Origin of the sequence: Amycolatopsis speibonae, assembly GCF_042647925.1 — a bacterium.
Lineage (GTDB): Bacteria > Actinomycetota > Actinomycetes > Mycobacteriales > Pseudonocardiaceae > Amycolatopsis > Amycolatopsis speibonae.
The window spans coordinates 106602-118717 of sequence record NZ_JBHRWK010000009.1; the positions used below are offsets into that span (position 1 = coordinate 106602).

The following is a 12116-nucleotide window of genomic DNA, read 5'->3' on the forward strand; positions in this document are numbered from 1 at the left end:
GGGCTCGTGCTCGTTCGTCTCATCCTCGGCCTGCTCATCACCGTCGCCGGCCTCGCTTTCGCCGCTCGCCGCGCCGCCTGGCTCGCCAGACTGATCCGCTCCGGCCAGCCGGACGAGAAACGCTCCGACGTCATGGCCGTCCGCGCGAAGACGCATCTGGCCGAGGTCTTCGGGCAGCGCAAACTGCTCAAGTGGTCCGTCCCCGGGCTCGCGCATCTGTTCACGTTCTGGGGTTTCGTGATCCTCGGCTCGGTCTACCTCGAGGCGTACGGCGCCCTGTTCGACCACGACTTCCACATCCCGCTCATCGGGCACTGGGCGGTCCTGGGCTTCCTACAGGACTTCATCGCCGTCGCCGTCGTCGCCTCGCTAGGCGTCTTCGCGGTCATCCGGATCCGGCAGGCGCCCGAACGAAAAGACCGCGCGTCGCGCTTCTTCGGCTCGCACACCGGCGGCGCCTGGCTGATCCTGTTCATGATCTTCAACGTGATCTGGACGATGTTCTTCTTCCGCGGCGCGTCGGCGGCGGTCGGCGTCTTCCCGTACGAATCGGGCGCGTGGGTCTCGCTCGGCGTGGGCGAACTCCTGGAGCCGCTGGGGCTCTCCGTCACCGAACCGCTGGAGACCGTCGGGCTGCTGCTGCACATCGGCGTCATGCTGGCGTTCCTGTCGATCGTGCTCTACTCCAAGCACCTCCACATCTTCCTGGCGCCGGTCAACGTCACCGCCAAACGGCTCCCGGACGCGCTCGGCCCGCTGCTGCCGATGGAGTCCGGCGGCAAGCCGATCGACTTCGAGGATCCGGGCGAGGACGACACCTTCGGCCGCGGCAAGATCGAGGACTTCACCTGGAAGGGCATGCTCGACTTCGCCACCTGCACCGAATGCGGCCGCTGCCAGTCGCAGTGCCCGGCGTGGAACACCGGGAAACCCTTGTCCCCCAAGCTCATGATCATGGACCTGCGCGACCATCTCTTCGAGAGCGCCCCGTACATCCTCGACGGCAAGGAGGCGCCCGAAGAGCGTCCACTGGTCGGCACCAAGGAGGCCTTCGGCGTCATCGACCCGGACGTCCTCTGGTCCTGCACCACCTGCGGCGCCTGCGTCGAGCAGTGTCCCGTCGACATCGAGCACGTCGACCACGTCGTGGACATGCGCCGCTACCAGGTGATGATCGAGTCGGCCTTCCCGAGCGAACTCGGCGTGCTGTTCAAGAACCTCGAAACCAAGGGCAATCCCTGGGGCCAGAACAACTCCGACCGGCTCGCCTGGACGAAGGACCTCGACTTCGAGGTCCCGATCTTCGACGGCGAGCTGGCCGAAGACGTCGAGTACGTCTACTGGGTCGGCTGCGCGGGCGCGTTCGACGACAACGCCCGCAAGACCGTCCGCGCCACCGCGGAACTCCTGCACCTCGCCGGGGTCAAGTACACGATCCTCGGCACCGACGAGTCCTGCACGGGCGACCCGGCCCGCCGCTCCGGCAACGAGTTCCTCTTCCAGATGCTCGCGCAGCAGACCGTCGAAACGCTGAACGCGGTGTTCGAGGGCCGCGAGCCGGGCACGCGCAAGATCGTCACCACCTGTCCGCACTGCCTGAACACGCTCGGCCGCGAGTACCCGCAACTCGACGGGCACTACGAGGTCCTGCACCACACGCAGCTGCTGAACCGCCTGGTCCGCGCCAAGAAGCTGACGCCGGTCAAGCCGGTCGACGCCGGCCCGGTGACCTACCACGACCCGTGTTACCTCGGCCGCCACAACAAGGTCTACGAGCCGCCGCGCGAACTCGTCGGCGCGACCGGCGCCACGCTCAGCGAGATGCCCCGGCACGCCGACCGCTCGCTCTGCTGCGGCGCCGGTGGCGCGCGGATGTGGATGGAGGAGCAGATCGGCAAGCGCATCAACCTCGAACGCGTCGACGAGGCGCTCGGCACGGACGCCGAAACCATCGTCACCGGCTGCCCGTTCTGCCGCGTGATGCTGAACGACGGCCTTGTCCAGCGGCAGAGCGAGCAGCGTGGCGAAGGCGTCACCGTGCGCGACGTCTCCCAGCTCCTGCTGGAGACCGTGAAGGAGCGAGACCGGACCGCTACCGAGATTTAGGCACCGGTTGGCGGAGCTGAGATGCATGCCGGGGACGGACACAACGCGTGAACCCGCCCGGCCGCAGGCCCCGCTATCGCGGTGGCAGGGCGCCCTTCCTGCTCGGCCTGACCGGTGTGACCATGCCGCGCCCTGCCGACGTCGATCGCGGACGCGGGTTCACCCAGAGATTTAAGGCACACGGGAGTTGGAAGTTCGGCGCACCGAACTCTAGACTCACGGGATGGCGAATCTGTTCAAGGCCGTCTGCGGGCTGGCCGCGTCGGCGCTCGTCCTGACCGCGTGCGGCGGCCCGGCGGGCGGCGCGGACGACAAGCGGCCCGTGGTGCTGACCACGTTCACGGTCTTGGCGGACGTCGCGGCGAACGTCGCGGGCGACAAGCTCAAGGTCGAGTCGATCACCAAACCCGGCGCCGAGATCCACGGTTACGAGCCCACGCCGGACGACATCAAGAAGGCCGCGAAGGCCGACCTGATCCTCGACAACGGGCTGAACCTGGAGGCGTGGTTCGCCCGGTTCGTCAAGGAGAGTGACGCGCCGCACAAGGTGGTCAGCGAAGGCGTCCAGCCCATCGCCATCGGCGAGGACTCCTACCAGGGCAAGCCGAACCCGCACGCGTGGATGTCGCCGAAGAACGTCGGCATCTACGTGGACAACATGGTCAAGGCGTTCAGCGAGGTCTCCGCCGGTGACGCCGCCGTGTTCAAGGCCAACGGCGACGCCTACAAGGCGAAGCTGCAGGCGGTGCAGGACGAGATGACCGGCGCGCTGAGCGGGCTGCCGAAGAACGAGCGCGCGCTGGTCACCTGCGAAGGCGCCTTCTCCTACCTCGCACGCGACTCCGGCCTCACCGAGCGGTACATCTGGGCGGTCAACGCCGAACAGCAGGCCACCCCGCAGCAGATCACCCGCGCGATCGGCTTCGTCAAGGAGAACAAGGTCCCCGCGGTGTTCTGCGAGTCGACCGTCTCCGACGCCCCGATGCGCCAGGTCGTCTCCGCGACCGGTGCCGCGTTCGGCGGCGTCCTCTACGTCGATTCCCTGTCCGGCCCCGAAGGTCCGGTGCCGACGTACCTCGACCTCATCCGCCACGACGCGAAGACGATCGTGGCCGCGCTCACCGGAGCGAAGCCGTGACCGCCGCGATCCGCGTCGAGGGCGTCACCGTCCACTACGGCGACGTCCTCGCGCTCGACGGTGTCGACCTGACGCTCGAACACGGCCACGTCTGCGGTCTGGTCGGGATGAACGGCTCCGGCAAGTCGACGCTGTTCAAGACGGTCATGGGCATGGTCCGGCCGGACACCGGCACGGTCTCGGTCGACGGCGGCACCCCCGCGCTGGCCCGCAAGACCGGCGCGATCGGGTACGTGCCGCAGAGCGAGGACGTCGACTGGTCGTTCCCGCTTTCGGTACGGGACGTCGTGATGACAGGCCGCTACGGTCACCTCGGCTTCACCCGGAGGCCGCGCCGCGCCGACCACGAGGCCGTCGAGAGCGCGCTGGAGCGGGTGGAGCTCACCGAACTCGCCGGACGGCAGATCGGCCAGCTGTCCGGCGGGCAGCGCAAACGCGCGTTCGTCGCGCGCGGCATCGCCCAGGGCGCCCGTGTCCTGCTGCTGGACGAGCCGTTCGCGGGCGTCGACAAGCGGTCCGAAGCCACGATCACCCGGCTGCTCAAGGAACTCGCGGCCGACGGCGCCGCGGTCCTGATCTCCACCCACGACCTGCACGCGCTGCCCGGTCTCGCCGACGAGGCGATCCTGCTGATGCGCAAGGTGCTCGCGCACGGCTCCCCCGGCGAGGTACTCCGGCCCGAGAACCTCGCGCTGGCCTTCGGACTCGACGTCCTGCAACGGGAAGAGGAACCCGCGTGAGCCTCTACGACCTGTTCCTCGAACCGCTGAGCTACGACTTCATGGTGCGGGCGCTGGCCTCCACGGTCATCGCGTCCGCGGTCTGCGCGGTGCTCTCGTGCTGGCTGGTGCTGATCGGCTGGTCGCTGATGGGCGACGCGGTCTCGCACGCGGTGCTGCCCGGCGTCGTGCTCGCGTACGTCCTCGGCGCGCCCTTCGCGCTGGGCGCCGTCGTCTTCGGTTTCCTCGCCGTGGCGCTGATCGGCGTCGTCCGCGACACCAGCCGCGTCAAGGAGGACGCCGCGATCGGCATCGTGTTCACCACGCTGTTCGCGCTCGGCCTCGTGCTGATCTCGGTGACGCCGAGCCAGACCGACCTGAACCACATCATCTTCGGCAACCTGCTCGGCGTCGACACCTCGGATCTGATCCAGATCGGCGTCCTCGGCGCGATCACGCTCACCGTGCTGGTGCTCAAACGCCGCGATTTCACCTTGTACGCCTTCGATCCCACGCACGCGCACGCCATCGGGCTGAACCCGCGGGTGCTCGGTGCCGCGCTGCTGGGGCTGCTCGCGCTGACCGCGGTGGTGGCGTTGCAGGTGGTCGGCGTGATCCTGGTGGTCGCGATGCTGATCATCCCCGGCGCGACGGCGTACCTGCTGACCGACCGGTTCGGCCGCATGCTCGTGATCGCGCCGTCGTTCTCGGTGCTCGCGGCGGTGACCGGGCTGTACCTGAGCTACCACCTCGACACCGCGTCCGGCGGGATGATCGTGCTGGTGCAGGGCGCCGGGTTCACGCTGGTGTACCTGTTCGGGCCGCGGCACGGGATCGTCGGGAAGCGGCTGGCCAAACGCAGGCGGGAAGCCGCGCGGGCGGTTTAGGGGTCAGGCCCAGCGCCCGGCGAGGACCCTGGCGATCACCGCGCCGAGCACCCGCACGCCGTGGAAGGAACCGGGTTCCAGCCCGACGAGTTCACGGACCCGGCGGAACCGGTAGTCCAGCGTCCGCGGGTGGATGTGCAGCGCCCCGGCGGTGTTCAGGCGGTTCATGTCGTGCCGGTAGTAGGCGTCGAGGGTGGCCACCAGATCGGGCCCGGACTCCAGTCGCCGCGCGATCCCGAGCAGCCAGTCGTCGACAGGTGGCAGCCGGGCGACACCGAGTTCGACGAAGAGGTCGGTCATCACGGGCAGCCGGCTCGGCCTGGCCTCGACGGGGGCGACCCGGCTGATCCGCCGGGCCAGCGTGGCGGTGTCCCGCAGCGCGCCGACACGTCCGGAGGCCGCGCCCGCCGCGCAGAGCCGTCCGGTCGATGCCGCGCATTCGCGAGCGAGGCCCAGCCCGCGCTCTCGTGCCTCTTCGGGGTCTTCGCAGGGCAACAGGACCACCAGTTCGCCGGGCTCGCGCCACATCATCGGCACCCGATCGCGCTTCAGCAGCACACCGATGATCTCCTCGCGCCGCTCCTCCGAAGGCAAGGGAGAACCGGAAAGCCGCACGACCGTGATCAGGTACCGGTCGGTGAAACCCAGTTCGAGGCTTTCCGGGAGTCCGGGTATCACCGCTTTGTCGTCGAGCAATGTCGCGGCGAATTCCTGGGCCCGTTTGACGAACGGCGTGCCGCGTTTCTGCCCGGCCAGGAATCCTCGGAGATAGGCGTTCTGCCCGGCGAGGCCGTTGGCGGGCAGCCAGCCGATCATCTCGGTCACGTGCCCGACCTCGCGCAGGCCCGCCGCCTCGTGGATCTCCCGCAGGGTGAGCACGTCGTGCAGGTCGAGCACGTGGCGCCCGGAAGTCGGCGAAACGCCCTGACCACCGCGTTGCTCGCCGAAAGCGGTCAACACCGCCAAGTCCTCACCGGTGAAGGGCGCGCCCTCGGCGGCGAGTTCGATCTCCCGGCGCCTGAGCAGGACGGCGAAGTCCAGCATCGAGGGGCGGACCCCGGCCATCCTGGCCGCCGCACGGAAATCGGGGACCTCACTGAGATAGACGTCGACGGCCCGCCGCCCGTTGAAATCCACCCGATCCCACAACAGCTTGTAAAGACCTTCCATTTTCTCCCCGCATCCTCGCGGTTCGAGACTAAGCAGCGCGACTGGACGTTTTCTGGACCGAGGGCCGCCCACCCGCCCGCGGTAACCGGACAATCACCCCGCGCTCTGTGTCTCTCGCGACATGGGGATGATCCGATCCTTAGGTTAGGCTCCCCTCATGTCTACGGAAGACGCGCTGCTCACCGGCCATGACCTGGTGCTCGCGCACCAAGAGCGGGCCGTGGTGGACGGCGTGTCCCTGTCGCTGCGTGCCGGCACGGTGACCGCACTGGTCGGGCCGAACGGCTCCGGCAAGTCGACGCTCCTGCGTTCGCTGGCGCGGCTGCATCGTCCTCGCGCGGGCAGCGTCCACCTCGGCGAACGCACCGTCTGGGGCGGAAACGCGTTGTCCGGCAAGGAATTCGCCCGCCAGGTCACGCTGCTGACCCAGCACCGGCCCACGCCGAGCGGGGTCTCCGTGCGCGACGTCGTCTCCTACGGCCGGTACCCGTACCGCTCGGGCTGGCGCGGGGTCGACGTCGACGGCGCCGCCGCGATCCGCCGCGCGATGGAACTGACCGGCGTGACGCCGATGGCCGAACGCGGCGTCGACGAACTGTCCGGCGGGGAGCTCCAGCGCGTCTGGCTCGCGTCCTGTCTCGCCCAGCGGACGTCGGTCCTGCTGCTGGACGAGCCCACCAACCATCTCGACCTGCGCTATCAGGTCGAGATCCTCGACGTCGTCCGCGATCTGGCCAATGAAGGTGTCGCGGTCGGCGTGGTGCTGCACGACCTCGACCACGCGGCGATCATCGCCGACGAGGTCGTGCTGCTGTGCGAGGGAACCATCGTGGCCACGGGTGACATCGGGCAGGTGCTCACCACCGAGCACCTCTCCCAGGCCTACGGCGTCACCGTCCACGTCGCGAACGACCCGGTGACGGGCGCGATCCACTGCAGGCCACTCGGGCGGCATTCGCCCAGGCCCGCCTGAGAAACCAGGAAGAACCATGCGTTTGCTGACCCCTGCCGCCCTCGTCGCGGCGACGGCGTTGCTGCTGTCCGCCTGCGGCACCACCGAGGACACCGCGGCCGCGCCGAGTGAGGCCGCGGCCGCGAGCGGACCGGTCACGGTGACCGACGCGCGCGGCAAGGCCGTCACCCTCAAGGCCCCGGCGAAGCGGGTCGTCGCGCTCGAGTGGGGCGAGGCCGAGATGGTCGCTTCGCTCGGCGTCATGCCTGTCGGCGCCGCGGACGTCGCGGGCTACAACGTCTGGGACAAGGCCGTCCCGCTGACCGCGGAGGTCAAGGACGTCGGCAAACGCAACGAGCCCAGCGTCGACGCGATCGTCGGGCTGAACCCCGACGTCGTCATCATCGCCGAGGAGCGCGACTCGCCCCTGGTGCCGCAGATCGAGAAGTACGTCCCGGTCGTGGTCACCAAGACCAGCGACGCGAGCCGCAACTTCGACCGCCTGCGCGAGGACTTCAAGCTGATCGCCAAGACGGTCGGCAAGGAGACCGAGGCGGACAAGCAACTGTCCGAAATGGACGCCAAACTCGCCGAGGGCAAGAAGGCCGTCGAGGGCAAGGGCGCCGCGGGCACCCCGTTCCTGATGGCCGACGCCTACCTCGAAGGCAGCACCGTCAGCGTCCGCCCGTTCGGCAAGGGCTCGCTGGTGTCCGACACCGCCGAGGCCGTCGGCCTCAAGAACGTCTGGACCGGCAAGGTCGACGCGCAGTGGGGTCTCGGCCAGACCGACGTCGAAGGCCTGACCGCGATCACCGACCCGAAGACCGTGCTGTTCTACAGCGCGTCCGAAGAGGACGTCTTCACCACCGGGCTCGCGCGGAACGCCGTCTACCAGCGGCTGCCGTTCGTGGTGTCGAAGAAGATCCACAAGCTGGAATCCGGCACGTGGACCTTCGGCGGGCCGAAGTCGGTCATCATGACCGCCGACCAGATCGTGAAGGCCACCACCGCCTGATGACGAAAGAAGTACGTGCGCCTCAAGCGGTGCGCACGGCGGTGGTGTCGGCGGGGCTGGTGGTACTGATCGCCGTCCTCGCCGGCATCCACCTGACCCAGGGCACGTCGACGTCCGGCCCCCTGGACGTGGTGAAGGCGATCTTCGGTCACGGCGACGCGCAAACCCTCGCGGTACTGGAGGGTTCGCGCGTCCCGCGACTGCTGGCCGCGTTGCTGCTCGGGGTCGCGCTCGGCGTCGCGGGCGCGGGAATGCAGTCCGTGGCACGGAATCCGCTCGCCTCGCCCGACACGCTCGCGGTCAACGCGGGCGCGCATTTCGCCGTGGTCGCCATCTCCGCGTTCGGGCTTTCGCTGCCGCTCGTCCCGGTGGGCGGGGCGGCGTTCGTGGGCGGGCTCGCGGCGGCCGTCATCGTGCTGGGCCTGGCGGGCGGCGGCTCGGCGAGTCCGAGGCTGGTGCTCGTCGGCTCGGCGGTCCTGCTGGCGCTGCAGTCGGTGACCATCCTGATGCTGCTCATGTTCGAGCAGGAGACGTCCGGTTTGTTCGCCTGGGGCAGCGGTTCGCTGACGGTGTCCGACCTGCGGGCAACCGGCCAGATGACGCCGATCGTGGTGATCGCCGTCGTGGCGCTCATCGCGATGGGCCGCAAACTCGACGTCCTCGCCCTCGGCGACGACAACGCGACCGTGCTCGGCCTCCGGGTCCGCCGGACGCGGGTCGGCGCCATCGTGCTGACCGTCGCGCTGACCGCGGCGGCGGTGACCGTCGCCGGGCCGGTCGGGTTCGTCGGGCTGAGCGCGCCGGTGATCACGAAGCTGCTGCTGCCGATCGCGAAGCACCGGGTGCTGCTGCCGGTGTCCGGCCTGGTCGGCGTCGTGACGGTGCTCGGCGCCGACGTCGTCCTGCGGGCGATCATGGGTTCGGCCGCCGCTGTCCGGGTGCCGACCGGCGTGGTGACCACGATCATCGGGGCGGTCGTCATGGTGTGGCTGGCCCGGCGCGGCCGGGGCAGCGGCTCGCGCCGTCCGGCTCCGGCGGGACGGGTCGGGGTCGCCGGGTCGACACGGCGGCTCGTGCTGATCTCCGTCGTGCTCGTGGCGCTGCTCGCCGTGATCCCGGTCGTCGGGCTGATGCTCGGCGACCGGATGGTGCTGCTCGGCGACCTCGCGAACTGGGTCACCGGCGACACCGGGACCGCGCTCACTTTCGTGCTGGACCAACGACTTCCGCGCGTCTTGGCCGCGCTGCTCGCCGGTGCCGCGCTGGCGGTGTCCGGCTGCGGGATCCAGTCGGTCAGCCGCAACCCGCTCGCCGAACCGGGTCTGCTCGGCATCACCGCGGGCGCCGGGCTCGGCGCGATCACGCTGATCACGATCGTCCCCGTGGCCGGTGCCTGGGCGATCGCCGGGGCCGCCGGAGCGGGCGCGACCGTGGTGTTCCTGCTGGTCTACGGGCTGGCTTGGCGGTCGGGGCTGGATTCGGACCGGCTGGTGATCATCGGCATCGCGGTCTGGTCGGCCGGGATGGCGCTGATCACGCTGCTGATCGTGGTCTCCGACCCGTGGAACTCGGCCAAGGCGCTGACCTGGCTTTCGGGGTCGACTTACGGCCGGACCCTGGAGCAGGTCGCGCCGGTGGCGCTGGCGTTCGTCGCGCTGACGCCGTTGTTATGGCTCAAGCACCGCGAACTGGACCTGCACGCGCTCGACGAGGACACCCCGCGGGTGCTCGGGATGCGCATCGAACGGTCGCGGCTGCTGATCCTGGGGGCTTCCGGGATCCTGGCGGCCACCGCGGTGTCCGCGATCGGCGTGGTCGTCTTCGTCGGACTGGTCGCGCCGCATCTGGCGCGGTCGCTGGTCGGCGGACGGCACGGCCGGATCGTCCCGGTGGCCGCGGCGCTCGGGGCGTTGCTGGTGAGCGTCGCGGACACCTTGGGGCGGACGGTCATCGCGCCCGCCCAGATCCCGGCCGGCCTGGTCATCGCCATGGTCGGGACGCCGTACTTCGTGCTGGTGCTCTGGAAGACCCGGCCCTGAGAGCGCAAGCCCGGCGGTTGGTCGTGGTACCCACAGTCAGGCGGTTTCGCGTGATTGGAGGGGCAACACACGTGACTGGGTGGGCGACTCGCGGTGTGGCCCGTCCAATCACGCGTGTCGCCCGTCTGAGCACGCGTGTCACCCACCCAGTCACGCGAAGCACCGACTCGGCCGAACTGGTCGTGAGCCACGAGCGATCACGCGTGATCGGGTCTACAGGGTCTTCTGGAGGTGTGTGGCGAGGAGTTTGGTGAAGCGGGCGGGGTCGCCCAGTTCCCCGCCCTCGGCCAGCAAAGCCATGCCGTAGAGCAGTTCCGCGGTCTCCCCGAGCCCCTCGGACTCGCCCTTCTCGGCGAACGACGACCGCAGCCCGGCGACCAGCGGGTGGCCCGGGTTGAGTTCCAGGATCCGCTTGATCTGCGGCATCTCCTGGCCCATCGCGCGGTACATCTTCTCCAGCGTCGGGGTGACGTCGTTCGTGTCGCCGACGATGCAGGCGGGCGACGTCGTCAGCCGCGAAGACAGCCGGACCTCCTTGACCTGCTCCGACAGCGTCGTCGTCAGCCAGGTCAGCAGCCCGGAGAACTCTTCCTTCTGCTCGTCGGTGGTGTCGGAGTCGAGTTCGACCTCGCCCTTCGCGACCGACTGGAACTGCTTCTCCTCGAAGCCGGCGACGGCGTCGACCCACATCTCGTCGATCGGGTCGGTGAGCACGAGCACCTCGTACCCCTTGGCCTGGAAGGCTTCCAGATGCGGGGAGTTCTCGATGCTCTGCCGCGAATCACCGGTCAGGTAGTAGATGTGCTCCTGGCCGTCCTTCATACGCTCGACGTAGTCGCGCAGCGACGTCAGCTTCTCCGGGTCATTCGTCGAAGCGAACGAGCAGATGTCGAGGATCGCGGTGCGGTTCTCGTGGTCGTCCAGCAGGCCTTCCTTGACGGCCCGGCCGAACTCCTTCCAGAACGTCTCGTACTTGTACGGGTTCTCGTCCGCCATCAGGATCTTGACCGTCGAGAGGACCTTCTTGACCAGGCGACGGCGGATCAGCTGGATCTGCCTGTCCTGCTGCAGGATCTCGCGCGAGACGTTGAGCGAGAGGTCCTGCGCGTCGACGACACCCTTCACGAAGCGCAGGTACTCCGGCATCAGCGCTTCGCAGTCGTCCATGATGAAGACGCGCTTCACGTACAGCTGGACGCCGCGTTTGCGCTCCCGCATGAACAGGTCGAGCGGCGCGTGTCCCGGCAGGAACAGCAGCGCCTGGTACTCGAAGGTGCCCTCGGCCTGGAGCCGGATCGTCTCCAGCGGGTCGTTCCAGTCGTGCGCGACGTGCTTGTAGAACTCGTTGTACTCGTCTTCGGTGACATCGCTGGACGAGCGGGCCCACAGCGCCTTCATCGAGTTGACCGTGGCGACCTCTTCGCCCTCGGTCATCCGGATCGGCCAGGTGATGAAGTCCGAGTACTTCTTGACGATCTGCTTGATCTTGGTGGCCGAGGTGTAGTCGAAGAGCTGGTCTTCGGCGTCCTCGGGCTTGAGGTGCAGGACGACCGACGTGCCCTGAGGCAGGTCCGGGACCGTCTCGATGGTGTACGTGCCTTCGCCCTCGGACTCCCACCGGACGCCCTCGTCCGAACCCGCGTGGCGCGTCAGCAGCGTGACCTTGTCGGCCACCATGAAGCTGGCGTAGAAACCGATGCCGAATTGGCCGATCAGATCCTGCGAGGCCGCGGAATCCTTGGTTTCCTTCAGCTTCTTCAGGAATTCGGCGGTGCCGGATTTCGCGATCGTGCCGATCAACGCGACGACGTCGTCCCGGCTCATCCCGATTCCGTTGTCCCGCACGGTGAGGGTGCGGTTTTCGGGGTCGGTGTCGATCTCGATGTGGAGATCGTCGGTATCCGCCTGGAGTTCCTTGTCGCGGAACGCTTCGAGGCGGAGTTTGTCCAGTGCGTCGGAGGCGTTGGACACCAGTTCCCGCAGGAACGTGTCTTTGTTCGAGTAGATCGAATGGATCATCAGCTGAAGCAGCTGACGTGCCTCCGACTGGAACTCGAGTGTTTCGGCAGAGGTGGTCACGCGCCCGATAT

At 68.6% G+C, this 12116-nt stretch carries 9 protein-coding genes; 7 read left to right on the plus strand and 2 right to left on the minus strand.

Annotated elements, in window-relative coordinates; translation table 11 throughout:
- Nucleotides 1–6: 6 nt before the first annotated feature.
- The 4 genes from ACFOSH_RS04740 to ACFOSH_RS04755 all read left to right on the plus strand — a co-directional run bounded on the left by ACFOSH_RS04740 (nt 7) and on the right by ACFOSH_RS04755 (nt 4850).
- Nucleotides 7–2106, plus strand: a complete 2100-nt coding sequence (locus tag ACFOSH_RS04740; RefSeq protein ID WP_378237412.1) for a (Fe-S)-binding protein — start codon at nt 7–9, stop codon at nt 2104–2106.
- A gap of 223 nt (nt 2107–2329) precedes the next feature.
- Nucleotides 2330–3244, plus strand: a complete 915-nt coding sequence (locus tag ACFOSH_RS04745) for a metal ABC transporter substrate-binding protein (RefSeq protein ID WP_378237414.1) — start codon at nt 2330–2332, stop codon at nt 3242–3244.
- Nucleotides 3241–3984, plus strand: coding sequence for a metal ABC transporter ATP-binding protein (locus tag ACFOSH_RS04750; RefSeq protein ID WP_378237415.1), 744 nt, complete (start codon nt 3241–3243; stop codon nt 3982–3984). The genes ACFOSH_RS04745 and ACFOSH_RS04750 overlap by 4 nt, the downstream gene beginning before the upstream one ends.
- On the plus strand, nt 3981–4850 hold the full coding sequence (locus tag ACFOSH_RS04755; protein WP_378237416.1) for a metal ABC transporter permease: 870 nt from the start codon (nt 3981–3983) through the stop codon (nt 4848–4850). Before ACFOSH_RS04750 ends, ACFOSH_RS04755 begins: the two co-directional genes overlap by 4 nt.
- Before the next feature lie 3 nt (nt 4851–4853).
- On the opposite strand, the gene ACFOSH_RS04760 is transcribed toward ACFOSH_RS04755, so the two are convergent.
- On the minus strand, nt 4854–6020 hold the full coding sequence (locus ACFOSH_RS04760; protein ID WP_378237417.1) for a PucR family transcriptional regulator: 1167 nt from the start codon (nt 6018–6020) through the stop codon (nt 4854–4856).
- Between the two features lie 157 nt (nt 6021–6177).
- Between ACFOSH_RS04760 and ACFOSH_RS04765 the strand changes: the two genes are divergently transcribed.
- From ACFOSH_RS04765 to ACFOSH_RS04775, 3 genes are read left to right on the plus strand one after another with little or no spacing between them, the layout of a single operon-like run.
- Entirely contained in the window at nt 6178–6993 is an 816-nt protein-coding gene (locus ACFOSH_RS04765; protein WP_378237418.1) for an ABC transporter ATP-binding protein, read from the plus strand.
- Between the two features lie 16 nt (nt 6994–7009).
- Complete coding sequence (locus ACFOSH_RS04770) at nt 7010–7987, plus strand: ABC transporter substrate-binding protein (RefSeq protein WP_378237419.1); 978 nt, start codon at nt 7010–7012, stop codon at nt 7985–7987.
- The gene (locus ACFOSH_RS04775) at nt 7987–10026 is read left to right on the plus strand and encodes an iron ABC transporter permease (protein ID WP_378237420.1); all 2040 of its coding nucleotides are present in this window, start codon (nt 7987–7989) and stop codon (nt 10024–10026) included. Before ACFOSH_RS04770 ends, ACFOSH_RS04775 begins: the two co-directional genes overlap by 1 nt.
- A 213-nt stretch (nt 10027–10239) precedes the next feature.
- Here ACFOSH_RS04775 and htpG read toward each other — a convergent pair whose 3' ends face one another.
- Nucleotides 10240–12105: a molecular chaperone HtpG gene (gene htpG, locus ACFOSH_RS04780; protein WP_378237421.1), complete on the minus strand. Its 1866-nt coding sequence runs from the start codon at nt 12103–12105 to the stop codon at nt 10240–10242.
- Between the last annotated feature and the right edge of the window lie 11 nt (nt 12106–12116).